Origin of the sequence: Guptibacillus hwajinpoensis, from assembly GCF_001039475.1 — a bacterium.
In the GTDB taxonomy this organism is placed as follows: Bacteria; Bacillota; Bacilli; order Bacillales; family Guptibacillaceae; genus Guptibacillus; species Guptibacillus hwajinpoensis.
Map to the genome: position 1 here is coordinate 1,161,521 of NZ_LELK01000001.1, position 25,085 is coordinate 1,186,605.

A 25,085-nucleotide genomic window follows, 5' to 3' on the forward strand; every position below is an offset into this window, starting at 1 on the left:
ATTAACCCACCTTTCCCATTAAATAAACAACAGTAAAGATAAAGATCCATACAACATCGATAAAGTGCCAGTAAAGAGCGAATAGATAGAACTTTGGTGCTGTATAGAGATCCATGCCACGTTTCAAATTACGAATAATAAGAAGTGTAAGCCAGGAAATCCCTACGAATACGTGGGCACCGTGAGTTCCGACTAGCGTGTAGAACGCAGAACCCCATGCACTACTACGAATGGTATGTTCATATTCATGTACATAATGAGTGAATTCGTAAATCTCAAGACCAAGGAACGCAAGTCCAAGAAGTCCTGTAACAACAAACCAGCCAATCATTCGTTTAAACTGATTTGTTTTGAGTGCCATCGTTGCGAATACAGACGTTAAACTACTTGTTAAAAGGAGCATCGTTGCAATAAATACAAGCGGAAGTTCAAACATTTCACTTGCTGTCACTCCACCATTTGTTGCATTCCTTAGTCCTAAGTATACCCCAAAAAGCGAGGCGAAAAGCACGGTTTCGCCTCCAAGGAAGAACCAGAAACCAAGAAATTTATTTTTTCCTTCTAATGTAGCCCGTTCTGGATTGGCAGGCAATTTGTTCATTGATTCAGGTTTCATTTGCCTTCCCCCCCTTCATCAGGCAGGTCTTCTTTATGAATATGATATCCATGATAATCGATCACAGAGCGAAGAATCATCGCTAATGCGACAACACCAAGGCCTCCAATTGCGATTGCCCAGTTAGCAAATATCGCTGCTAACGATGCAATGAAAAAGCCAAGGGACAACAAGAATGGCAGGATCGACGCATCAGGCATATGAATATCATCAAGTGGTTCAGCAGGAACCATTGCTTTATTGCCTGCACGTTTTTCAAGCCACCATGCATCAAGTCCACGTACAAGTGGTGTCTGCGCAAAGTTGTATTCTGGTGCTGGCGAAGAAATTGCCCATTCAAGGGTTCTACCATCCCATGGATCGTTTCCAGCTTTTTTACCTTTAACAGCAGTTTGGATAATATTCCAAACCATAATTATCGTAGCAAGACCCATCAAGAATGCTCCGATCGTCGCAGCAAAGTTCGCCTCATCAAGACTCTGTCCTGAAAGGTAAGTATATACACGACGAGGCATTCCCATTAGACCAAGGAAGTGCATCGGGAAGAACGTTAAATGGAAGCCAATGAAGAAGAGCCAGAAATGAAGCTTTCCTAGAACTTCGTTTAACACTGTTCCGAAAATCTTTGGCCACCAGTAGTACATACCAGCGAATAGACCGAATACAACACCACCAACGATAACGTAGTGGAAATGGGCTACTACAAAGTAGCTGTCATGATATTGATAGTCAGCAGGCGGAACGCTTAGCATAACGCCTGTCATACCACCAAGTACAAATGAAGGAATAAATCCAACCGCAAACAGGTTTGCTGTTGGGAAACTTACTTTTCCTCCCCACATGGTAAAGAGCCAGTTAAAGATCTTAACACCTGTAGGTACAGCGATTAACATTGTAGCAACCGCGAAAATCGAGTTCGCAATTGGTCCAAGTCCAACCGTAAACATATGGTGAACCCAAACCATAAATCCTAAGAAACCAATAAGCGCTGTAGCAAATACCATAGCTGAATAACCGAATAGACGCTTACGAGCAAATGTTGCAATGATTTCAGAGAACATACCGAATGCTGGAAGCACAAGAATGTAAACTTCCGGGTGCCCGAAAATCCAGAATAAATGTTCATAAATAATCGGGTTACCACCTGCTTCAGCCGCAAAGAACTGAGTACCAAACAAACGATCAAACATAAGAAGTGCAAGACCGATTGTTAGTGCAGGGAATGCAAAAAGAATAAGACCAGATGTTATAAAACTAGACCATGTAAATAGCGGCATACGCATGAATGTCATGCCTGGTGCACGCATGTTAATAATCGTTACGAGGAAGTTAATTCCCCCAATTAATGTACCAATACCTGATACTTGAAGTCCTAATACGTAGAAGTCTACCCCATTACCAGGACTCGTTGTTGAAAGTGGTGCATAACCAGTCCAGCCTGCATCCGCAGCTCCACCCATGAACCAACCAAGGTTCAGTAGAATACCACCTGCAGAAAATAGCCAGAAGCCGAGTGAGTTTAAAAATGGAAACGCTACGTCTCTCGCCCCAATTTGGAGCGGTATAATCGCATTCATAAACCCAAATATGAGGGGCATGGCTGCGAGGAAGATCATAGTCGTTCCGTGCATTGTAAGCAACTGATTAAATGTTTCAGCGCCTACAAAATTAAATTCTGGATAAAGCAACTGCACCCGTAGTAAGATTGCTTCCAAACCGCCAATTAGAAAGAAGAAAGCACCGGAAGCGAGATAAAGAATCCCGATCTTCTTGTGGTCAACGGTTGTAAGCCAATCCCATATAGGATTTTTCTTTTTATAAGCATGTGCTGACACGAATTAAACCTCCTTATTTCCGATGACTATTCTTCAACCTTTAGACCATTTAGATAAGCTACAAGAGCATTAAGCTCTTCATCATTTAATTGGTCTTCAAACGCTGGCATGTTGTTACCAGGTTTAAATTCAGATGGTTTAGCAATCCAAGCTTTGATGTTCTCATCTGTGTGATCAAGAATGCCTGCAACTTTCTCTCGGTCACCAAAGTTTGTTAAGTTGGGACCTGTATTACCACCATCAGCACCGACAGCGTGACAGCCAATACAGCTGTTCGCAAAAATCTCTTCGCCTTGTGCTGCCTGATCAGTTGAAGCTTGTGAGCTTGCTTCCTTCATGCTTTCTGCCCAGGCTTCGAAATCTTCTTTCTCTTGTGCAATTACCTTGAAGTCCATCAAGGCATGTGCCGGTCCACAAAGCTCAGCACATTTACCATAATATGTACCTGGTTCCTGAGCATTTAGCCACATTTTATTAACCGTAGCTGTATTCGTATCCATTTTCCCACCTAAAGTCGGAACCCAGAAAGAGTGAAGGACATCTTTGGAAGCGAGTTCAAAATAAACTCTTTCTCCAGAAGGAATATACAAATCTTGAGCCGTTTTCACACCAAGATCTGGATACTCAAATTCCCACCAATATTGGTGAGCTGTTACTTTGACTACGGTTGCACCTTCAGGTACTTTTTCAGTCCCTTCGTCTAATGCAAACGTCGCCATTACTGTCGGAACGGCAAGGATTAAAAGAAGAATAATAGGAACAACTGTCCATAGAATCTCAAGTACTACATTTCCTTCCGTCTGTTCTGGAATTTCATTGTCGCTTTCACCACGTCGTCTGAAGCGAACAAGCACAATTGTATAAATAAGTGCTACTACAACGAAAACCCCAATCATGATGTAAAGGCTTAACATCATGAGATTAAATTGCATCTCAGACCCTTCCCCTTTAGGGAGCAAAGTCGTTAGCTGTTCGTTACCGCAACCCGTAAGTGTTAACGCAATTACCGATAGCAGTGGTAAAAAACGCCAAGCATTTCTCCAACGTTTCATTTGCACCTTAAACCTCACTTTCTTAGTAGCTTTACTCAAATTGAGTTATAGGAAGTCAATGCGGGAAGATCCCGCATTGACTGACCATACTTTAGTAATTGTCACTGTTCTTAAGGATTAATATTTACTGCAATCATAACAATAAATAGAATCGTAATATAGTTCAGTGAGTAGACAAACATAATTCTTGCCCATTTAATATCATCTTTCATAAAGAAACCAGCTATGCCAATTGCAAACCATCCAAATCCAAGGATCGATGCGACTGTAATGTAAACTGGACCGAAGCTGTATAACAATAGTGATACTGGTACTAGTGCTGCAGTATAAAGCACAATTTGACGCTTCGTCATAGGGAATCCAGCCACAACAGGAAGCATTGGAATACCTGCGTCTCGGTAATCATCCACTCGTTTCATTGCAAGAGCAAGGAAATGCGGTGGTTGCCAGATAAACATGATTAAAAACATTCCCCATGCTACTGGACTTAGATTTGGATCAATAGCCGCCCAACCAATTAGTGGTGGTAACGCACCTGAAAATGATCCTACAACAGTGTTCAATGAAGTTGTACGTTTTGTCCACATTGTATAAAGAACCACGTAAATAACAAGTCCCAAAAGTCCCAATAGTGCTGCCATAGGCTCTATTATTAAGAGCATAATCGTCCCGGCTATAGATAAGCCAAGGCCTACAAAGAGAACCTGTTTAGCAGGAATTTTCCCTGTTACAGAAGGTCTTGTATTTGTTCTTGCCATCACCTGATCAATGTCACGATCAATATAGTTATTTAAAGATGTTCCCCCGGCAACAACAAAAGCTGTTCCCAACATCGTTAAAATAAGCACCATCGGATTAGCGAATAGATCAAACCCTGAAGCTACTGAAGCAACCCACAAACCTGTAAAAGCCGTAATTAAATTATCAAACACAATACCAAGCTTCGTTAGTGTAAGAAAATCTTTCCAAGTACCTGATGGATTAGCTTCAGAAAGTGGACCTGGCTCCATTACTCGGTTTGAGGCTTCGTAAGCCGTTCTAGTTTTACTCAATCTATACACCTCCCTTTCCATTTTCATTGTTCATTTTTAACAATCTTATAAGAAGACTGTACAAGCCTTGTTGATAATTAGTTATCACGATTACCCCTCCAGGTTTCTTACTAGCTGATTAGAAAATGTAATTCAATCTTCACATCTTTCTATTATATGAATGTTACAGCTATGGTAAGATAATGTTGGTTTTGTGAAAGGAAGCAGTATCCGCAATCCTTATCCATTATAAACGAATCTACTTGTTTTGTATACGTTGTTTAAATGTGAGGATTTGTGCTTTCTTTTGTAAGAAAGAAGTAAATATCGTCTGCTTCATCACACATTCATTGTACTATGAATCAGCGACAATATGATAAGAAGGTGTTATTTGTGAATAAATTGTTGAAATTGTTCGGGATCATTACGTCTCTTGGCATGCTTCTCGTTCTTTTAATGGGAGCTGTTGTTACAAAAACAGGATCTGGTGATGGGTGCGGAAACTCTTGGCCACTTTGTTACGGAGAAATACTTCCTGAAGCTCCAGAGATTGAAACGATCATCGAGCTAAGTCATCGCGTAGTGTCTGCTGCCCTAGGGTTGTTGGTTATCATTCTCGCGATCTGGTCATGGAGAAAACTTAGCCACATCCGCGAGACTAAATACCTAGCAATTCTCTCAGTATTCTTGATTGTGTTTCAAGGATTGCTTGGAGCTGCAGCCGTTGTATGGGGGCAATCAGATATCGTTCTTGCTTCTCATTTCGGGTTTTCTTTAGCAAGTTTTGCGAGTGTGGTTCTATTAACGATTCTTGCATTCGAGGCGTCTGGATCTCAGAAGACTCCCGTCGTACCGAAACGTATTCGACTCAATCTTTACGGAGTTACTATTTATTCTTATATCGTTGTGTACACGGGCGCACTTGTTAGGCATACAGGCGCTAGTATGGCTTGTGACAATGTGCCATTTTGTACGGACGGACAACTATTTGCCTTTTCAGGGCAACAAGGTATCCAAATGCTCCATCGAACTGCAGCAGTTCTAATTTTCGTATGGTTACTTTATATATTAATTATTGGAATGAAAGAGCTAAAGAACGAAATTACAATGCGACGAGGCATCATTTTGGCATTTACATTTGTTTGTCTACAGGCACTTAGCGGTATTCTCGTAGTTGTATCTAACCTTAACCTCTTTCTTGCTCTATTCCACGGTCTTTTCATTTCAGGATTATTTACAGTATTACTTTATCTCGTTATGCTCTCTCTTCGAAGTAGAAGACAATAGAAAAAGCTGCGCAACCGCGCAGCTTTTTTTCTACTCATTTAATTCTAGTAACAGATCTCCTGTTTCAATACCTTCTCCATTGGAAACGTGAATATGATCAATTACACCACTTCGAGGTGCTTGAACAGTTGTTTCCATTTTCATCGCTTCTGTAATCATTAAATGATCACCTTTGTTAACTCTCTCGCCTTTTTCAACAAGCACTTTAATGACTGTTCCTGGCATAGTCGCTCCAATGTGATTAGCATTTGTTCGATCTGCTTTTGGCTTAGCCGTAACCGCAGTTTTGATATTTTCATCTTTAATCACAACTTCACGAGGCTGACCATTTAATTCAAAATAAAGTGTACGCTTGCCTTCAACATTCGGTTCACCTATAGATACAAGCTTAACGATCAGCGTTTTACCTTGTTCAATCTCTACTTCCACTTCTTCTCCAAGGCGCATTCCATATAAGAACGTTGGTGTATCAAGTACCGAAACGTCTCCGAACATATCTCTTACATCTTCATAATCGAGATAAACTTTAGGATAGAGCGCATATGAAATAAGGTCATGACTCGTAACCTGACGATTCAATTTATGATAAAGCGTCTCCTTCAAGTCAGTGAAGTTAACAGGCTCTAAAAGTTCCCCTGGTCTTGTTGTAATCGGTTCTCTGCCTTTAAGAATAATTTGCTGCAATTCTTTAGGAAACCCTTCATAAGGTTGTCCAAGGTATCCTTGAAACAGTTCAACAACAGAGTCAGGGAAATCGAGTGACTCACCTCGATCATAAACATCATCTTCGGTTAAGTTATTTTGTACCATATAGAGAGCCATATCACCTACAACCTTAGAAGAAGGTGTTACTTTAACAAGATCTCCAAACATTTCGTTAACTCGGCGGTACATGCGCTTTACTTCATCCCAACGTTCACCAAGTCCTACGCCTTTTGCCTGCTGTTGAAGATTACTATATTGGCCACCAGGCATTTCGTGTTCGTAAACCTCTGTATGAGGAGCTGTCATCCCACTTTCAAATCCAGAATAATATTTGCGTGTATCTTCCCAGTAGTGAGAAAGCTCTTCGAGAGCTTTGATGTTAATGTCCGGTTGTCTTTCGAATCCATCTAACGCATAGTATAGTGAATTGGCACTTGGCTGAGAAGTTAAACCAGCCATTGAGCTTACAGCTACATCTACGATATCTACGCCTGCCTCTATGGCTTTCGCATATGTATAGATTCCGTTACCACTTGTATCATGCGTATGAAGGTGAATAGGAATATCCACTGTTTCTTTGAGTGTTGAAATCAATTCGAATGCAGACTGTGGCTTTAACAATCCTGCCATATCTTTGATCCCAAGTATATGGGCTCCCGCAAGCTCAAGTTCTTTTGCAAGTCTTTGATAGTATGCAAGATCGTATTTTGTTTTGGAAGCGTCTGAGATATCACCTGTATAACAAATGGAAGCTTCTGCTACCTTTCCTGTTTCACGAACAGCTTCTATGGCTTTGGTCATCCCTTCAACCCAGTTTAAACTGTCGAAAATACGGAATACATCAATTCCTGCATCAGCAGATTTTTCTACAAATTCTCGAATCAAGTTATCGGGATAATTTTTATAACCAACAGCGTTGGATGCTCTAAGTAACATTTGGAACATAACATTAGGAACTTTCTCTCTAAGTTTGATTAATCGATCCCACGGATCTTCTTTCAAGTACCGCAACGACACATCGAATGTAGCGCCTCCCCACATTTCCATCGAAAACAACTCTGGAAGCATACGAGATGTTGGCTCTGCAATGTGAAGTAAATCAGTTGTTCGTACTCTTGTTGCAAGAAGTGATTGATGTCCATCACGGAAAGTTGTATCTGTTAACAACGTCTTCTTCTGTTCCTTCACCCAGTTCACAAGTCCTTCGGCACCTTGTTCATCAAGTATTTGTTTCGTGCCTTTAGGTATTTCTTCACTATATTTCAAGTGTGGAATTCTTCGTTTTGAAAAGGCTGGCTTTTTCTTCCGATCAAGTCCAGGAAACCCATTTACTGTGATATTTCCAATATAAGAAAGCATCTTCGTTCCACGGTCTTTTCGTTTCGGAAATACAAAGAGCTCTGGCGAAGAGTCAATAAAAGAAGTATTGTAAACGCCTGAACGGAAATTCTCATGTTTAATGACATTCTCAAGAAATGCAATGTTCGTTTTAATTCCTCTTATTCTAAACTCTTTCAGATTTCTAACCATTTTGCTAGAAGCATGATCAAAGCTTAGCGCCCAGGTTGAAAGCTTAACGAGTAGTGAATCATAATGTGGCGTAATTACGGCACCTTGATAAGCATTTCCAGCATCGAGACGAACACCAAATCCGCCACCTGATCGATAAGCCATTAGCTTACCTGTATCCGGCATGAAATTGTTCTCAGGATCTTCTGTTGTTACTCGGCATTGAATAGCAACACCATGACAGTCGATTTTCTCCTGTGCCGGAATGCCAAGTTTCTCTCCATGAAGGTGTTCTCCTTCAGCAATCATTATTTGAGACTGCACAATATCGATTCCTGTAATCATTTCTGTAATCGTGTGTTCCACTTGAACACGGGGATTAACTTCAATAAAGTAAAATTCGCCATCTTGATTAACTAGGAATTCAACAGTCCCTGCATTAACATACTGCACATTATCCATTAACTTAACAGCTGCTTCACAAATGTCTTTACGAGACTGCTCGCTAAGAGATACGCTCGGGGCAACTTCTACAACTTTTTGATGTCGACGCTGAACGGAACAATCTCTTTCATATAAATGTAAGGTATTCCCATGTTTATCCCCCAGAATTTGTACCTCAATATGTTTGGGGTTCTCTACAAACTTCTCAACGTATATTTCATCTCGTCCGAAAGCAGCTTTTGCTTCTGACTTTGCTCGGTCATACGCATCTGCAAGTGCCTCTTCGCTCCTTACAATTCTCATTCCTCTACCGCCGCCACCTAGGGCAGCTTTAATCATAAGAGGATAGCCATTTTCACTCGCAAATTCCCTAACCTCATCAAGCCCATCTACTGGACCATCTGTACCTGGAATAACTGGTAATCCTGCTAGAATAGCCTGCTTACGAGCTTCTACTTTATCACCGAACATACGAAGGTGTTCGAGTTCAGGTCCAATAAAGATAATGCCTTCCTCTTGACATCGTTTAGCAAATTGAAGATTCTCCGAAAGGAAACCATATCCAGGGTGAATAGCATCGATATGATTTGCTTTTGCTATTTCAATAATGCCTTCAATATCAAGATAAGCATCGATCGGCTTTTTGTCTTCTCCCACAAGATATGCTTCATCAGCTTTATATCGGTGATAAGAACCGCTGTCTTCTTTAGAATAAATCGCTACTGTACGAATATTTAATTCTGTACAAGCACGAAAGATACGAATTGCAATTTCGCCTCTATTGGCAACAAGAATTTTTGAAATAGCTGTCATGTTAATTTCCTCCTTGGACTGAGTCAGAGTTCCATTTGAACTGCCTGATCGTTCTTAATGTAGCTCGTTTTCTGTTCTTTTCTTATGTTAACAAAAGCGGAGATATTAATTAGAATACCAACAGATATCATTAGCAAGATTAACGAAGAACCTCCGTAGCTTATGAACGGAAGCGGAACACCTGTAACAGGAAGCCAGCCTGTGATAGCACCTAGGTTAACAACTGTCTGAACACCGATCATACCTGATATCCCAATGGCAAGTAGGCTACCGAATGTATCTTTACACCTAATTCCAATTACAAAGCCTTTAAAAACAATGTACCCGAGCAACCCTATGACAAAGACAACGCCTAGCAACCCAAGTTCTTCTGCAATAATTGCCATAATGAAATCTGTATGCGGTTCTGGTAGAAAACCATATTTTTGAATACTTTGACCAAACCCCTGGCCAGTAATTCCTCCTGATGCTATAGCAATATAAGAGTTAATCAAGTGAAACCCACTATCTTCTGGGTCTGAGAATGGGTTATAAGCACCCGTGAATCGAGAAGCCTGTTCAGGTGAGAGCGACATCCATGCGCCTGCGAAAAGGATAATACCAATGATTACTAGTCCAAAGATATGCTTCCATTTCATACCTGAACAAATAATAACAATCCCTGAAGTTAACGCAATGATCATAGCTGTTCCGAGATCAGGCTGAGATGCTACTAAAGCGAAAATTAACCCTATGACCATCAAAGGCGGAAGTGCTCCCCTTACAAAATTAGAAATATAAGCCTGCTTTTTAGAATAAATGGCTGCTAAGTAGATAATTAAACCAAGTTTAACGAATTCAGAAGGCTGAAAGCTAAACGGTCCTAGCTCGATCCAGCTTCGAGCATTGTTTGTAGTTGAACCTACAAACCTTACAAGAACTAGCATTAAAATTGAAACACCGAGAATTGGTACAATAAATTTCCGGTATGCTTTATAAGGAAAAAGCATTGCAATTAAAAACATGACGAGTGAAACGACAAGCCAGATTATTTGCCTATTAAAGAAAAAAGCACTGTTCGTTTCATGTCTCATTACTGCCCATACCATACTTGCACTGTACACCATCACGAGTCCAAACCCGCAAAGGAGTAATACACTAATGATTAATGAATAATCATAGTGCTTAAATAATTTTTTAATCATAAACGTCATCCTACCTGTTTATTTTCTCTTCAAGAAGTTTGTACCAGCAACTGATTAACTCCATCATTGTTGTTAATTAGATTATTAGTCTTTTCACTTCGTTCTTCTCTGTTTTGAGGAGCTGCGACTCCCAGAAACTCCGTTATTTCACTCTTTCATGAGAACACAAAGTACGTGTTCCCATTCAAGAGTTCCAATAACTACGTTTCTAAACGCTCGTCTTCGCTTTTCTAAGTATGTATAGGATTCGATGGTTTTTGGGTTAAACCTGCCTGTCCTGTATAAATTAAGGTCTATGGAAGATGACTTTCATTACGGTCCAGCCGTCTGAGTGTTTTCCAAAGAATTTAAACGGAATGAGGTTTGTTATACCAAGCCAGAGATTAAAGAATAGAATCCAAGCAATCATTGATGGTTGGAGAGGAAGAAAAGGCGTAAGTGCAGCTACACAGAGATTAACGAAAGGACCAGCTAGTGCAATGACAACCTTGCTGTAAGCCTTCTCGGGCTGTGGACTGATTGTCATTCCACCGGCAAAATAAATGGCATTAATTGCTACTTCTCCTCGAGCATGTTTCCAGGTAAAGAGTCTTGGACCAATGCCCAGGTGAAGTTTTACGCAAGCTTTCGTAAAGACATTCGCAGCTAGCGTATGCCCTGTCTCATGAAGTAAAAGACTGAGTGGAGAAATGACAAGGATCACCATGAGCAAATCGTTCATTCATATCTACTCCTAAATCTTCTGAATTCTATTAAGACCTACTCGTATTCTATCATATTTTATGTTTGGGTTCGTATGTGGCAACAAAAAAACTCAAACTATCGACGATAGTTTGAGTTCCTGTTATTTCTCTATACTAGCTTCATGCAGAGCTGAAAGCTGCCTCTCTAGTGACTCAAGCAGTTCCTTCCCATCCTCTTCATTTACAAGGCCAAGACGAACAGCAAAATCTATTTCACGAGATAAACCAAACATTTGTGTATCTAGAACCTCTTCATACAGAGGACACTGAGGCATAGTTAAGTTCTCCATTTGAACTTCGATGAGTTTTAGGATCTTGTGCGCATCGGCCTTTAACAGCTCGTATGCCTTTTCACGATGTCCTGTTGCCATCCCAGTTGACAAATCTGATCCCTCCGTTCCCTTTCCCATTCCTTCTATTATCATAAAAGGAATGCGAAGAAATTGCAAGAAAAAGCAGGGTAAGACAGATTAGAAAATGCTTAATTCATATTGTGCAGATAAATTTTCAAGAAGCTTGTTTCCTGCAAGACTATTTCCTTTTTGATCAAGAGGCGGACTATATACCCCAATTCCCATCTCATTAGGAACAAGACTTAATATCCCACCAGACACGCCACTTTTTGCTGGAATTGCTACATTAATAGCAAATTCTCCGGAAGCGTTGTACATGCCACATGTAACCATAAACGTTTTTACGATTCTTGCAATGTACCTTGGGATGATTGGTCTTTCCGTTTCAGGATCTTTACCTTCATTCGCAAGAACCATTCCGATCCTTGCTAAATCTTTGCAGTTCACTTCAATAGCACACTGCTTCGTATAGGCTTCAAGCAGCATTTCGACATCGTCGTCAATAATCCCATGTTGCTTCATAAAATAGCTTAGCGCTCGATTAAGGTTTGCTGACTCGTACTCTGAATCGGCAACTTCGTCATTGATTCCGATCGTAGGGTTATTCGTCATATCATGGATAAGCTGCAAAATCCGTCCAACTTTTTCTTCCACAGAGCTTCCGTGTATCATGTTTGTGACTACTAGCGCACCTGCATTAATCATCGGATTTAATGGCTTTGAAGGAACCATCGTTTCAAGCTTTGCAATCGAGTTAAACGGATCTCCTGTTGGCTCCATTCCTACCCTCGAGAAAACTTGTTCTTTTCCTACATCCATAATGGCAAGTGCAAGCGTAAGCACTTTCGAAATACTCTGAAGTGTGAACAATTCACCTACATCACCTGCAGACAAACACCCTTCCTCTTTTGAGTAAATCGCAATTGCTAATTTATCTGGGTCTGCTTTAGCTAGCGCTGGGATATAATCCGCTACTTTACCATCCTTAATATAATTCTTATTCCGTCTCACTAGTTCAACTAATTCTTCTTCTTTACGACATCTCATATCGAATCCTCCCGCTCTAACGTATTGACTCTCACCATACTGTTCCCCAAATGTGACAAATACAAGCATAACGGGTATACTTGTTTTGCAAAAGATTTTGATTGTGGGGTGTGCAAGATGGAAACGATTATACCCATTAAGGGGAAAGTCAATTATTCCATTACATTAGATGCAAGCGTATGGATTTTTGATGATCGAAAAGTTGAACTAGAGGAATTTTTGAAATTCGATAATTCCACAGAAAAGAATGAGAACGATTACATCAAGACTCAATCTGAAAGATGGGAAAGAGAGCGGACTGGAATTAAACCTCCTGTGAATAGGAGTATCAAACGGTTTGAGAAAGAACGCGTACTAACTGGAAGCTTTGTCATCCCGCTTGCACCATTCTTAGAAAACGCTGATCCCATTGATAATGAGCTTAATGTCCAGCTAATTAGTGAAAATGGTGATTCATACGTACTTACGATGGAAGAAGCAGTGAACGGTTTTCTTCGCTTTTCGAAAGACGGAAAACCGCTCAGAGAAGATGGACCAGTCCATTTTTATTATGGTGATGGTTCCAATGCTTCAGATCCATATAAACACATTTCAAGTATCGCAATCATTTAAAGAAGATCAGCCGCAATTCGGGCAAGCAGAGATCGTTCACCTTTCTCAAGCTTAACGTGTCCGCTTAGCGGTTGTTCTTTAAATTTCTCTACAACGTACGTTAGACCGTTCGTGTATTCATCAAGATAAGGATGATCAATTTGCTGAGGATCTCCGAGAAGAACAATCTTACTCCCTTCACCAACCCTCGTTAAAATCGTTTTCACTTCATGCTTTGTTAAATTCTGTGCTTCATCAATAATGATAAACTGATCTGGTAAACTTCTTCCTCTTATATACGTGAGAGCCTCTACCTGAATGGAACCGATTCCCGAAAGGATTTTTTCAAGTTCCCCGGTTTTCTTCACGTTAAATAAGTATTCTAGATTATCGAAAATTGGCTGCATCCACGGTCGCAGTTTTTCTTCTTTCTCCCCTGGTAGAAAGCCGATATCCTTCCCAACAGGTACAATTGGTCTTGCGATAAACAACTTTTTGTATTGGTTTAAATCTTCGGTTTGCATTAATCCCGCTGCCATAGCTAGAAGTGTTTTACCAGTACCCGCTTTTCCTACAAGCGTAACAAGCGGGATGTCTTTCCTTACTAGAAGATCAAGGGCCATTCGCTGCTGAACATTCCTCGGTCCTATCCCCCACATGTATTCCGTTTCCATTGCTGTTTTCTCAATACGCTTTCCATTCATATCAACCTTCCCAATTCCAGATGAGGAAGATTGAAGCGGATCTTTTAAAATAACATATTGATTTGGGTAAAGTGGTCTACCCTTTAATTGCTTTTGATCAATAAAATGGTGTTCAAAGAAACTTTTTAATAACTCACCATCCACATAGCGCTCTTCGTACCCAGTGTAGATCTGGTTGAATTCTACAACTCGATCACTTAGAAAATCTTCAGCTTGGATTCCCATCGCATCTGCCTTGACACGGACAAGGGCATCTTTACTAACTAGTATCACTGTTCTACCTGACTTCATCTTCCCTTCTTCTAAGAACAAATTTAAGGCAACCGCTAGGATTCGATTATCATTTGTTTTTTCCACAAATTTGTCTTGTAAATATTGAAATGATCGGTGGTTTAATTCGATACGGAGTGTGCCACCATTTTCAAGTGGAATGGATTCATGAAGTTTACCACGCTCACGGAAACCATCAATCATACGTGATACTTGCCTAGCATTTCTCCCTATTTCATCCATATACCTCTTCTTCGAATCCACTTCTTCTAGAACCACAGCAGGAATGACAATCTCGTTCGTATCAAATGAGTAAATTGCATTTGGATCCTGTAGTAACACGTTAGTGTCTAGGACGTAAACCTTATCCAACACTTCGCCTCCTGACAAGATTTAAGTTGTTATCACAAGTACGAATGGCAACTGGGACTATCTACGTTTTTTATAATCTATGAACAGGTGTATAAAGTTAGACGGTTATTCAGAAAATAATTAGCAAAATGATTTATTTTGAGACGACTAACCTATTATGGAGGTAATCAATATGAAGAGAATGAGATTGGGTGTCCTCGGAATCATGTGTCTTCTCATAGCCTGTCAAGCTAATGATGAACCTGTGGCTGAGAAGAAGGAACAAACGGACCGGGTTCAATATGTGAAGCAGTCTGTACGAACGCCTGAAAATGAGACCCGCTCTGCAACAGAAATAGCGGAGCATCTTGTAACAATTGCAAAACATGTTCCTAATGTGAATGACGCAACTGCAGTCGTAACAGGTAAATATGCAGTTGTAGGCATTGATGTAAATCAGAAACTAGATCGATCTCGCGTAAGTACCATTAAGTACACAGTCGCAGAAGCATTACAAAAAGATCCTTACGGTGCAAATGCTGTAATAACAGCAGATGCTGATACAACCTATCGACTTAAAGAAATCGCCACACAAATCCAAAGAGGTCACCCCGTCGGAGGAGTAATGGAAGAACTTGCAGACATTGTTGGACGACTAATGCCAGAGGTTCCAAGTAAATCCAATAAATCAGAGCCTGAACCGGTCCGTTCCAATGATAAGCAACTTCCTGGAAAAGATGAGAAACAACTGAAACAGCAGCAAGAGAAACAAGATCTAGAGCAATAGAAAAACGGCCTAATTGGCCGTTTTTTCTATGTTAATGCATTTGATTTCTTTAGCTCAGACATGACAGAACGATCAAGTTTAGCTGCTGCTTCCGGATCATATGTCTTCTCATATGCTGGTTCTACCGACATTTTCGCACCATAGAACATCACATCTCTTACTTCTTTAATTTGAAGCATATATTTCGTAAGCTTAAGCGGAACACCCTCCATCCGCTCTTCAACAAGCATTGCTTTACCACCAATTGAATACGTACTCTCATTACCAATTAGGGTAATTGTGATTTCGTCATTCGCCCGAATATTCTTAACAATTCTCGACTCGCTATCAACAGCAAATACAATCGAACGCTCATTTACCGCATAAAGCCAGGAAATCGCACTCACATTTGGTCCCGTCGTTTCATGGTCAATTGTAGAAAGCAATACATACTGTTCTCGTTTTAATAGAGTTAATAGCTCATTCGAAAGTGTTGTATCCACTTTATTTGGCATGATCATCCCTCCATAATTAAATGTGCTTTCTGGCGCATAACACTGCAAATCACCGTTTTATTCATGCTATACTAACAACAAGGAATGAGAGGTGTTTACGATGCGAGTAAAATGCGTCCTATGTGATAAAATCGAAAATATTGATAGCGGAAGTCCACTTGCAAAGAAGCTTCGCAACAGACCGATCCACACCTACATGTGTGATTCCTGCAATGAACGGATCGAAACTCGAACGAAAGAACGAAAGGATACAGGCGATTTCAAGCTTTATCATCAGGATGAGTCAAACGATGATTGGTAGAGTAAAGCTCGGACTAATTGCAGGAACAATTTCCGGCATTGCACTTGGTCTTATCTTAAAAGGAATCCAGGCTTTAACAGGTGACCTTGTGTACACGCTACTCCTAAATATCGACTTTATACCGATTATGGGGAGCATTAACTGGCCAGAAATAATCGAATTCGCATTCCATCTTATTATCTCATTAATAATCGGAGTTGTTTATAGTGTAGGTTGCGCCCGCTACTTCCCAGGAAGAAAGAAGGCCCAAGCAGTCTTAGCATACGTGCTGACCTTACCAACTGTTTTTCTTTACTTCCCATTAACTTACCTTGCTATTAAACCAACTCCCGACTTGATGGATCTTAGTGCAATCGGGTACTGGACTCTCGGACACGCCATTTATGCAGTGATTCTATTTGCTGTGTATACAATGAATGAAAAGTAACTTGTTTTTAAGAAAGACGTGCACTCTGCACGTCTTTCTTTCTATTCATTGGTTGTACTTCGGTTCATTTTGGATCGAGAGTAGCAATGCATCAATGAGTTCAATAGGAAATTTCTTAAAATTCTGTTGATTGTTCATTTGATAGTTCACTACATAATAGTCGGTTGTAACTTCAATCTTAATATCTGTTAACCCGTGATCTTCTATTAAGATCTCTTCGAAAAAACGACTCGTATCCTGTGCTGCTTGATCGGTCTCTCTCTCCTCGGCAACTACTTTAATGCTAAGCCAATTATACATCGCATCCTGAAGATTCAAATGTTCCCTCCGGGTATTTGACGTTAAGCTTCTTTATTCTTGGATTGGTGAAGTCTAACCTTATAAATAATTAATACGACAGCTGAGGCCACTAATCCTTCAGCAACAGGTAATCCTATTCCAAAAAAGGTTAATGGGAAGCAGCCAATCACAAGTACTGCGTAGATTATTGCGTTTTTCAATACTGGTAATTTCTTAGCGAAACCAAGACGATAAACGACTATACATAGCGCAACGATAATCGCATAAAGCAAATAAAAGCCTACCGTCATATTGTCTTCAATTCCTACTAATTTCGCAAAAAAGGAAAGGTCATTGGATGCTATTGCAGGTTCAGTATTCACTTTGACACCCCCAGATTAATATCAACTTTATCACAGCTCATTTGATGTATGTACCTTATTTCATTGTATTAAATTCTAATAAAAAGGCTATGTTAACTCATATTGTTGATTTCTCGATTTTTGGCTCATTAACATAGCCAAAAAAAAAGCGATTCAAAAGGATGCCCCTTTTGAATCGCCTTAGACACCCTTACTGGGCTGTTTTTTTCTTTTTAGCGTTCTTTTCACGTTCGTTTTTATCAAGAATTTTCTTACGAAGACGGATTGAATCCGGCGTTACTTCGCAATACTCATCATCGTTCAAGTATTCAAGTGCTTCTTCAAGCGTTAGAACGCGAGGCTTCTTCATGGATACCGTTTGGTCTTTGTTAGCTGAACGCATGTTAGTCATTTGCTTCACTTTAACAATGTTAACTGTGATGTCATTCTCACGCGTATGCTCACCAACAATCATACCTTCGTATACTTCAGTACCTGGAGCTACGAATATTGTACCGCGGTCTTCAACACCCATAATGCCGTATTCTGATGCTTTTCCTTTTTCCATGGAAACAAGCACACCAGCACGACGTCCACCTACACGGCCGCTAATAAGAGGCATATACGTTTCAAATGTGTGGTTGATAATACCATATCCGCGAGTTTGTGTAAGGAACTCAGTTGAGTAACCAATCAAACCACGTGCAGGTACCATAAACTCAAGACGAACTTGGCCTGAACCGTTGTTCACCATGTTGACCATTTCACCTTTACGCTCACCAAGTGATTCCATTACAGAACCAGTGTAGTCTTCAGGTACGTCGATTTGAACGCGTTCAACAGGCTCACTTGCAACACCGTTTACTTCTCGTACGATAACTTCAGGTTTTGAAACTTGAAGCTCAAATCCTTCACGACGCATGTTCTCAATCAGGATTGAAAGGTGAAGCTCACCACGTCCTGATACAACCCATGCATCTGGAGAATCTGTGTTCTCAACGCGTAGACTTACGTCTGTCTCAAGCTGTGCTCTAAGACGCTCTTCAATTTTACGACTTGTAATATACTTACCTTCTTTACCAGCAAAAGGACTGTTGTTTACAAGGAACGTCATTTGTAGAGTTGGCTCATCAATGCGCAGGATTGGAAGTGCTTCCTGATGATCATATGGACAAACTGTTTCTCCAACGTTGATCTCTTCCATACCAGATACTGCAACGAGGTCTCCAGCTTTTGCTTCTTCAATCTCTGTTCGTTTCAAACCAATGAAACCGAAGAGCTTTGTTACTCTAAATTGTTTAACTGTTCCATCAACCTTCATCAATGCAACTTGTTGGCCGACTTTCATGGTTCCTCTAAACACACGTCCGATACCAATTCTTCCAAGGTAATCGTTGTAGTCAAGAAGTGTGATCTGGAATTGAAGTGGCTCATCACTATTGTCAATTGGCGCAGGAATGTTATCGATAATTGTGTTCATAAGAACTTTCATATCGTCATCTTGCACTTCAGGATCAAGGCTAGCCGTACCGTTAATTGCAGATGCATATACAACAGGGAAGTCAAGCTGATCTTCATCTGCTCCAAGATCAATAAATAAATCAACGACTTCATCCACAACTTCCTCAGGACGTGCTGCAGGACGGTCAATTTTGTTAAGAACTACGATTGGTGTAAGTTTCTGCTCAAGAGCTTTCTTAAGCACGAAACGCGTCTGTGGCATACAGCCTTCATAAGCGTCAACAACTAGAAGAACACCATCTACCATTTTCATGATACGTTCAACTTCACCACCGAAGTCAGCGTGTCCAGGTGTATCCATAATGTTGATTCGTTTGTCTTCATAGTTAATTGCCGTATTTTTAGCAAGGATTGTAATCCCGCGTTCTCTTTCAAGGTCATTCGAATCCATCGCACGTTCGCTTACTTGCTCGTTGTCACGGAATGTACCTGACTGATGTAGCATTTGGTCTACCAGCGTCGTTTTACCGTGGTCAACGTGGGCAATGATTGCGATGTTACGAATATCTTCTCTTATTGCCATTAATTATTCTCTCCTCGTATTCTCGTCTTATATCTGACGATAAACTCAATAACTAGACCATTATAACACATATATTGCTTTACGCGAAATTTCTCTTCTTTCACCATGAACCTGGTTATTGTACACTAGTATTATAAAGGGGGCTTTCCGCATGAACAAGCATAATTTCCTTTTACTCTTAATGGCCATTCTAGCGGTTGCGAGTATGTGCGCAATCGGCGTATCTATAGCTGAACAAAGCTGGATCGGTGGGATTCTTTCTTTTCTTGGAGTAGGTTTCTTTATGGGAATGGGCTTTCGAATTAAACGAAAAGCAGAACAGTAACCGATAAACAGAGCTGTTTTTCAATAGCTCTGTTTATTTTTTTGTTAATTATCCAGGATGAACAAAAATTAGATAGTTACCCTTTTCTTGTTTCTCAATACCGTATTGTTCAAATCCGCTTTGTCCTAGAAAAAGACTCCAATCATTCATGTCGTATGGAATGCCAGCAAAAACGACATCAGCAAATTCTCCAGTTATTTCTTGAATAACCTCACGTCCAATCCCTTCACGTCTACATTCGGGACGAACGACGATCATGCCAATCCAAGGTTTATGATTAGATGGTGCTTTGTTTAGCACGCATGTTATTGCTACCGGTTCGTTATTCTTAAGCCATACTTGAAAAACACAACCCATTCCTTCATACATCTGGACATAGGAAATCAAATCTTCCTCACTAGGTAGTCTGCCCAGTTCCTCTAATAGCCATTTATGATCAGAGCTTGTCCATTCAAAGAGATAATCAACAAGGCTTCCATCAAACTCTTTACGATGAACTCCAATCATTTCGTTGAAGGCGTCTTCAAATAATAGTTCTGATCAAGAGCAGGTTGTATGTAATCTTTTTGCACTTGAGAATGGAATGTTTCGTTACCTACAAAAATCGTGTTTTTATCTAGAAGGTTAATGGGCTTGTTATCAACGGTTGTACATACACCGCCTGCTTCCTCAATCAGTAATTTCCCTGCAGCGAAATCCCAGGGCGCAAGGCGCAACGACACATACCCGTCCAGTCTACCTGCAGCAACATAAGCCATTTCAATGGCAGCACTTCCGTAAGATCTGGTTCCTCTGATTTTTTTTAACAGTGGTGAAAATGTTCTCGGATCTATGCGGTGGTTCTCTGTTACCCACGTTGCATTAATAGCAAGAAGGGATTCAGAAAGCTTAACAGGTTCCAGTGGTTTTAATTTCTCATTATTTAAATATAACCCTGTCCCTTTCGAACAATGGTATAGCTCATCCTTTGTTACATCATAGATAAAAGCGGCTTTTCCAACCCCATCTTCATAAATCCCGATAGAGATTGCAAAATTCGTTTGCTGATGAACGAAATTCATCGTTCCATCAATAGGATCAAGAAACCAAATCACTCCGCTCAAATCTTCAACTTGATCTCCGAAGCCTTCTTCTCCCATGATCCTGTGGCTAGGATATATCTTCTTAATGCGTTCAATAAAAAACTTCTCTGTTTCCTTATCAATATCCGTTACAAGATCATTCGGGTTGCTTTTCGTATCAATTGCAAAGGAGGTTGTAAAAGAAGCAATGATTTCTTCACCCGCTTCACGAATCCACCCTTTTGCATCTTCATATATCTGATTCCAGTTGGTTTCTAGTGTCATGATTCGTTCTCCTTTAACTATAATTTCATTCTATATATATTATTATGACAGGAAAAACAGAAAAAACGAACCTTTTTGCAAGGTTCGTTCATCATGCCTCTAATCGAATCATTTCCTGCCTTAACAGTTCAAGCTTTCCTTTGCATCGTTTCATCTCATCTTTATCACTAGCCGTCATTGCATCGTGTAGTGTTGCCAATTCATAGTCAATTTCCATTCTCAGCACCGGAATCCGTTTTTCTGCCTCGTTTCTCTGCAATGACTGAATCACTTGTTTCATGGTAACCTACACCCCTCTTCTTTTCATTTAAGCAGTATATGCGATACCAGAACATAAAACTGAATATTCTGATATTTCTGCTTTGATTACTATATCTTATGCCTTCTCTTCCAACTATGCAACCTCTTTATTTGTTAGTATTTTTCCTCTTTTGCGTATTTTTCAAACCTAGGTATGTGCATAAAGCGTCAACTTTCATACTCAACCCTTTTATATGATAAACTATGAGCATCATATATTGTCATACTGGAGGTTATTATGTCATTTAATGGATTTACACTTAGCGATTTTGATGCATTCCAAATTGAAGGGTTAGAATCAAGAATGGAAGCAATTCAAGAACGCATTCAGCCAAAATTCATAGAAATTAGTAAAGGTGTTCAAAGTGAGTTAGAAATACTTACAGGAAATGAAATGCACTTGCACATTGCAAAACATGCACGGCGTACAAAAAACCCGCCAGTTGATACATGGATGGCGTTTTCAGATAGCAAACGTGGTTATAAGATGCTTCCTCATTTCCAAATTGGGTTGTTTGATGATCACGTCTTTATCTGGTTAGCTTATATATACGAATTACCCGGAAAGCAAGAAATGGCTACTATGTTTCTAGATCATCTTAATGAAATTCACAAACGAATTCCGTCATCCTACATGATTTCTACTGATCACACCAAAAAAGGTGCTAGTGAAATAGTCAAAGACGCAGATTTAGAAAAGGTTCTCACACGTTTTCGAGATGTTAAAAAAGGCGAGTTCTTAGTCGGTCGACATATTTCTAGTGATGATCCAATCCTTAAAGATGGAGATAAGTTTATTGCTGCTGTTAAAGAAACCTTCGAAACAGTAATGCCAATTTATAAACTTTCTTTAGAAGAAAGCAAATAGAACCAGGAGGCATTGCCTCCTGGTTCTATTTATTCATTAACACCTTGTCACGTTCCGTTTCTCTCGCTTCTTTTACGGTATGATAAGTTGAATAGCCTGTTTCCCTATCAAATTGTTTAAACAGCTGTTTTTCTTCGGACTTAGATGGTACAACATCTTTAAATTCATGATATGCACTAACTAATTGCCCTTTATTAACTCCGTTATCGTAAGCTTTCTCGATTAATTGGAAAAAGGAAACCACCTTAATAACTTCTTCTTTGCTCCACTCAATCGAAAGCGGGTATTGCACTTCCATTCTCATTCCCCTTTCATAAAGTTCCATTTTGATATTATTTGTTCTGCTTCAAGATCAATCCGATCAAATAATTCTTGAACGGATGGCACATCGTTAATTGCACCAATTACTTGGCCTGCCCAAGCAAATCCTTCTTCTTCTCTGCCTTCATAAATAAACTTCCTGTTCGCTTCACCACTTATGTATGGTTTAAGTCTTTCATAGTCGCCGTTATCAATCTCATTGATTTGATCAGTGAACGAATTTCGAATGACTCTTGCTGGGGCGCCAATACTCCTTTTAATAATAGCAGTATCTGTTTCACTACTTGCAAGTATTCTTTCCTTATAGTTAGTATGAGCGTGTGTGCATTCCTTTGTTGCAATAAACCTTGTCCCCATCTCTATACCTTCTGCACCAAGCGCAAGTGAGGCCATCAATCCACGACCGTTAGCAATTCCCCCAGATGCAATTACTGGAATAGAAAGAGCATCTACAACTTGAGGAACAAGCACCATTGTACCCGTGTCTTCTTTCCCAAGGTGACCTCCACCTTCTTGACCAACTACCATGACTGCAGCGGCACCTAATTCCTCAGCTTTGAGAGCTTGTCGTTTACCTGCTGTTAATACGAGGACCTTAACTTCTGTTCCTTTTACAAGATCGAAAATGGGTTTTGGGTTCCCTCCTGTAACAGAGATAATCGTTATTCCTTCATCCAAAGCAGCTTCAATCATATGTTCAAAAGGTCTTCCGTGTTGCCCAATTGCAAAGTTCACTGCAAATGGCCTGGATGTCTTTCTTTTTGTTAGCTTAATTTCTTCCCTTAATTGTTCTGCTGAGTCCATCGACATAGCCGTTAATTGACCAAGACCGCCTGCATTGCTAACAGCAGAAGCAAGCTCATGGTATGCAAGATATGCAAGGCCACCCTGGATAATTGGACGTTCAATTCCAAGTAATTTAGTTAGACGAGTATTCCACTTCATTGTTATCCTCTCCTTGTTTTAGACAATTCGAGAATCGACTTAAAAGTCCTCTTTACACTAGTAATGATGTGGTCCATGAAAATAAAACTTGCAAATTATGTTCCAGGTGATTATACTCAGTTTGTTTAAGGAATACGTAGGGGAAAATGTCACTATAAAAGAAATATACTACATGAAGTTTAATTCCATAACAACTAGGCTTTCCATTCTATACTGTGGAGAGCTTTATCTTTTAAAGTATAAATAAAGAGGTGCTGAATTTGCAACAAAACGAAACACCACTATTTACCGGTTTAGTAAACCACGCTACTAAAAACCCGATTCAATTTCATATACCCGGACACAAAAAAGGGAAAGGAATGGATCCTGAATTTCGTTCCTTTATTGGGGATAACGCCCTATCAATTGATTTAATTAATATTCAACCTCTCGATGATCTACATCATCCTCATGGCATGATTAAGAAAGCGCAGGATCTTGCAGCTGAAGCATTTGGAGCCGATGCAACGTTCTTTTCAGTTCAGGGGACAAGTGGAGCCATTATGACGATGGTAATGACGGTTTGTTCGCCTGGAGATAAAATTATTGTTCCAAGAAACGTTCATAAGTCCGTTATGTCTGCCATTATCTTCTCGGGTGCAACTCCAGTGTTCATTCACCCTGAAATAGATCCAAAGCTTGGCATATCACACGGCATTACACCAAATGCAGTTAAAAAAGCACTTGAACAGCACCCAGATGCAAAAGGCGTACTTGTCATCAATCCAACTTATTTTGGAATATCAGCGAATCTTGAAGAAATTGTTTCAATCTCTCACGATTATGATGTTCCTGTATTAGTAGATGAAGCTCATGGTGTTCATATTCATTTCCATGATCGTCTTCCCCTTTCAGCTATGCAAGCTGGAGCTGATATGGCAGCTACAAGTGTGCACAAGCTTGGTGGGTCGATGACTCAAAGCTCTGTGCTAAATGTTAAGGAAGGTCTTATATCTGCAAAGCGTGTCCAAACCATTATTAGTATGTTAACGACTACCTCTACTTCTTACCTTCTCCTCGCTTCACTTGATGTAGCGAGAAAGAGACTTGTGATGGACGGTTATGAACTGATTGAGCAGTCCATTCAACTAGCAGAAAAAACGCGTGAAGAGATCAATGGGATCTCTCCGCTATATTGTGTAGGGAAAGAAATTCTTGGGACAGATGCTACGTATGATTACGACCCTACAAAACTGATTATTTCAGTTCATGACCTTGGCATTACAGGATACGAAGCAGAGGTATGGTTACGAAAAGAAGCAAATTTAGAAGTTGAGCTTTCAGACTTATATAATCTTCTTTGCATCGTTACGCCCGGAGATACTGAGGAAACAACAAGTGCACTTGTTTATGCGTTAAAAGATATGGTAGAAGCATTTCGAGAATCAGGAGGAGAAACAACGAAGAAATTTGATGTTCATGCGCCAGATATTCCAATTCTAGCTGTTTCGCCACGAGATGCTTTCTATTCAGAAACAGAGGTCATTCCATTTAAAGAATCAGCGGGTAGAACGATTGCTGAATTCGTAATGGTATATCCACCAGGCATTCCAATTTTCATCCCCGGTGAAGTGATTACGGAAGAAAATCTTCAATATATAGATGAGAACATTGAAGCCGGGCTTCCTGTACAAGGACCAGAAGATGATGAATTGAAGATGATTCGTGTTATAAAAGAATATAAGGCAATTAAATAAGAGGTAGCCATTTGG

General features: G+C 40.1%; 27 protein-coding genes. 8 read left to right on the forward strand and 19 right to left on the reverse strand.

What is annotated here, in order from left to right; genetic code table 11:
• Position 1: 1 nt before the first annotated feature.
• The 4 genes from AB986_RS05900 to cyoE form a co-directional block, all read right to left on the reverse strand.
• Complete coding sequence (locus tag AB986_RS05900) at positions 2-616, reverse strand: cytochrome c oxidase subunit 3 (protein WP_048309937.1); 615 nt, start codon at positions 614-616, stop codon at positions 2-4.
• Complete coding sequence (ctaD, locus tag AB986_RS05905) at positions 613-2,451, reverse strand: cytochrome c oxidase subunit I (protein ID WP_048309939.1); 1,839 nt, start codon at positions 2,449-2,451, stop codon at positions 613-615. Before ctaD ends, AB986_RS05900 begins: the two co-directional genes overlap by 4 nt.
• A gap of 26 nt (positions 2,452-2,477) precedes the next feature.
• Positions 2,478-3,503, reverse strand: coding sequence for a cytochrome c oxidase subunit II (gene coxB / locus AB986_RS05910; RefSeq protein ID WP_048310923.1), 1,026 nt, complete (start codon positions 3,501-3,503; stop codon positions 2,478-2,480).
• 110 nt (positions 3,504-3,613) lie between these two features.
• Complete coding sequence (cyoE, locus tag AB986_RS05915; protein WP_152670929.1) at positions 3,614-4,555, reverse strand: heme o synthase; 942 nt, start codon at positions 4,553-4,555, stop codon at positions 3,614-3,616.
• Between the two features lie 372 nt (positions 4,556-4,927).
• Here cyoE and AB986_RS05920 point away from each other — a divergent pair, with 372 nt between their 5' ends.
• A complete protein-coding gene (locus AB986_RS05920; protein ID WP_048309942.1) occupies positions 4,928-5,821 on the forward strand; it encodes a COX15/CtaA family protein in 894 nt (297 codons plus the stop codon).
• Positions 5,822-5,851: 30 nt separating this feature from the next.
• On the opposite strand, the gene pyc is transcribed toward AB986_RS05920, so the two are convergent.
• The 5 genes from pyc to glsA form a co-directional block, all read right to left on the reverse strand.
• Positions 5,852-9,292 (reverse strand): pyruvate carboxylase, encoded by a 3,441-nt coding sequence (gene pyc / locus AB986_RS05925; protein WP_048309943.1) that lies wholly within the window; start codon positions 9,290-9,292, stop codon positions 5,852-5,854.
• 23 nt (positions 9,293-9,315) lie between these two features.
• A complete protein-coding gene (ftsW, locus tag AB986_RS05930) occupies positions 9,316-10,476 on the reverse strand; it encodes a putative lipid II flippase FtsW (RefSeq protein ID WP_048309944.1) in 1,161 nt (386 codons plus the stop codon).
• Between the two features lie 286 nt (positions 10,477-10,762).
• The gene (locus tag AB986_RS05935; protein ID WP_048309945.1) at positions 10,763-11,197 is read right to left on the reverse strand and encodes a site-2 protease family protein; all 435 of its coding nucleotides are present in this window, start codon (positions 11,195-11,197) and stop codon (positions 10,763-10,765) included.
• Positions 11,198-11,320: 123 nt separating this feature from the next.
• The gene (locus AB986_RS05940) at positions 11,321-11,590 is read right to left on the reverse strand and encodes an Fpa/YlaN family protein (protein WP_394175133.1); all 270 of its coding nucleotides are present in this window, start codon (positions 11,588-11,590) and stop codon (positions 11,321-11,323) included.
• A gap of 99 nt (positions 11,591-11,689) precedes the next feature.
• Positions 11,690-12,619 carry a glutaminase A gene (gene glsA / locus AB986_RS05945; RefSeq protein ID WP_048309947.1) on the reverse strand — a complete coding sequence of 310 codons (930 nt, stop codon included), beginning with the start codon at positions 12,617-12,619 and terminating at the stop codon, positions 11,690-11,692.
• A 117-nt stretch (positions 12,620-12,736) separates the two neighbouring features.
• Here glsA and AB986_RS05950 point away from each other — a divergent pair, with 117 nt between their 5' ends.
• A complete protein-coding gene (locus AB986_RS05950) occupies positions 12,737-13,231 on the forward strand; it encodes a hypothetical protein (RefSeq protein ID WP_048309948.1) in 495 nt (164 codons plus the stop codon).
• On the opposite strand, the gene AB986_RS05955 is transcribed toward AB986_RS05950, so the two are convergent.
• Positions 13,228-14,556: a PhoH family protein gene (locus tag AB986_RS05955; protein WP_048309950.1), complete on the reverse strand. Its 1,329-nt coding sequence runs from the start codon at positions 14,554-14,556 to the stop codon at positions 13,228-13,230. The two genes, AB986_RS05950 and AB986_RS05955, sit on opposite strands and share 4 nt — an antisense overlap.
• A 172-nt stretch (positions 14,557-14,728) precedes the next feature.
• Between AB986_RS05955 and AB986_RS05960 the strand changes: the two genes are divergently transcribed.
• A complete protein-coding gene (locus tag AB986_RS05960; protein ID WP_236690309.1) occupies positions 14,729-15,322 on the forward strand; it encodes a YhcN/YlaJ family sporulation lipoprotein in 594 nt (197 codons plus the stop codon).
• 26 nt (positions 15,323-15,348) lie between these two features.
• Here the strand turns inward: AB986_RS05960 and AB986_RS05965 are convergent, their stop codons facing one another.
• Entirely contained in the window at positions 15,349-15,816 is a 468-nt protein-coding gene (locus tag AB986_RS05965; protein ID WP_048309951.1) for a pyridoxamine 5'-phosphate oxidase family protein, read from the reverse strand.
• A 100-nt stretch (positions 15,817-15,916) separates the two neighbouring features.
• Here AB986_RS05965 and AB986_RS05970 point away from each other — a divergent pair, with 100 nt between their 5' ends.
• Positions 15,917-16,117 carry a YlaI family protein gene (locus tag AB986_RS05970; RefSeq protein ID WP_048309953.1) on the forward strand — a complete coding sequence of 67 codons (201 nt, stop codon included), beginning with the start codon at positions 15,917-15,919 and terminating at the stop codon, positions 16,115-16,117.
• Positions 16,107-16,544: a hypothetical protein gene (locus AB986_RS05975; RefSeq protein WP_048309954.1), complete on the forward strand. Its 438-nt coding sequence runs from the start codon at positions 16,107-16,109 to the stop codon at positions 16,542-16,544. The genes AB986_RS05970 and AB986_RS05975 overlap by 11 nt, the downstream gene beginning before the upstream one ends.
• Before the next feature lie 45 nt (positions 16,545-16,589).
• Here the strand turns inward: AB986_RS05975 and AB986_RS05980 are convergent, their stop codons facing one another.
• From AB986_RS05980 to typA, 3 genes are all read right to left on the reverse strand, one after another.
• A complete protein-coding gene (locus AB986_RS05980; protein ID WP_048309955.1) occupies positions 16,590-16,862 on the reverse strand; it encodes a hypothetical protein in 273 nt (90 codons plus the stop codon).
• A 23-nt stretch (positions 16,863-16,885) separates the two neighbouring features.
• The gene (locus tag AB986_RS05985) at positions 16,886-17,134 is read right to left on the reverse strand and encodes a YlaH-like family protein (protein ID WP_048310926.1); all 249 of its coding nucleotides are present in this window, start codon (positions 17,132-17,134) and stop codon (positions 16,886-16,888) included.
• A gap of 262 nt (positions 17,135-17,396) precedes the next feature.
• Positions 17,397-19,229: a translational GTPase TypA gene (gene typA, locus AB986_RS05990; protein WP_048309956.1), complete on the reverse strand. Its 1,833-nt coding sequence runs from the start codon at positions 19,227-19,229 to the stop codon at positions 17,397-17,399.
• A 151-nt stretch (positions 19,230-19,380) separates the two neighbouring features.
• Between typA and AB986_RS22260 the strand changes: the two genes are divergently transcribed.
• On the forward strand, positions 19,381-19,554 hold the full coding sequence (locus tag AB986_RS22260) for a DUF5325 family protein (RefSeq protein WP_161797335.1): 174 nt from the start codon (positions 19,381-19,383) through the stop codon (positions 19,552-19,554).
• Positions 19,555-19,602: 48 nt separating this feature from the next.
• On the opposite strand, the gene AB986_RS05995 is transcribed toward AB986_RS22260, so the two are convergent.
• The 3 genes from AB986_RS05995 to AB986_RS06005 form a co-directional block, all read right to left on the reverse strand.
• Entirely contained in the window at positions 19,603-20,061 is a 459-nt protein-coding gene (locus tag AB986_RS05995) for a GNAT family N-acetyltransferase (RefSeq protein ID WP_053216050.1), read from the reverse strand.
• Positions 20,058-20,900 (reverse strand): inositol monophosphatase family protein, encoded by an 843-nt coding sequence (locus AB986_RS06000; RefSeq protein WP_048309957.1) that lies wholly within the window; start codon positions 20,898-20,900, stop codon positions 20,058-20,060. Before AB986_RS06000 ends, AB986_RS05995 begins: the two co-directional genes overlap by 4 nt.
• Positions 20,901-20,991: 91 nt before the next feature.
• Positions 20,992-21,180, reverse strand: coding sequence for a hypothetical protein (locus tag AB986_RS06005; RefSeq protein WP_048309958.1), 189 nt, complete (start codon positions 21,178-21,180; stop codon positions 20,992-20,994).
• A 258-nt stretch (positions 21,181-21,438) separates the two neighbouring features.
• Between AB986_RS06005 and AB986_RS06010 the strand changes: the two genes are divergently transcribed.
• A complete protein-coding gene (locus tag AB986_RS06010; protein ID WP_048309959.1) occupies positions 21,439-22,068 on the forward strand; it encodes a YktB family protein in 630 nt (209 codons plus the stop codon).
• Positions 22,069-22,093: 25 nt separating this feature from the next.
• Here the strand turns inward: AB986_RS06010 and AB986_RS06015 are convergent, their stop codons facing one another.
• Together AB986_RS06015 and AB986_RS06020 are read right to left on the reverse strand one after the other, a co-directional pair.
• Positions 22,094-22,366, reverse strand: coding sequence for a UPF0223 family protein (locus tag AB986_RS06015; RefSeq protein WP_048309960.1), 273 nt, complete (start codon positions 22,364-22,366; stop codon positions 22,094-22,096).
• 2 nt (positions 22,367-22,368) lie between these two features.
• Positions 22,369-23,334, reverse strand: coding sequence for an NAD(P)H-dependent flavin oxidoreductase (locus AB986_RS06020; RefSeq protein WP_048309961.1), 966 nt, complete (start codon positions 23,332-23,334; stop codon positions 22,369-22,371).
• A 260-nt stretch (positions 23,335-23,594) separates the two neighbouring features.
• Between AB986_RS06020 and AB986_RS06025 the strand changes: the two genes are divergently transcribed.
• Positions 23,595-25,070, forward strand: a complete 1,476-nt coding sequence (locus AB986_RS06025) for an aminotransferase class I/II-fold pyridoxal phosphate-dependent enzyme (RefSeq protein ID WP_048309962.1) — start codon at positions 23,595-23,597, stop codon at positions 25,068-25,070.
• Positions 25,071-25,085: the final 15 nt, after the last annotated feature.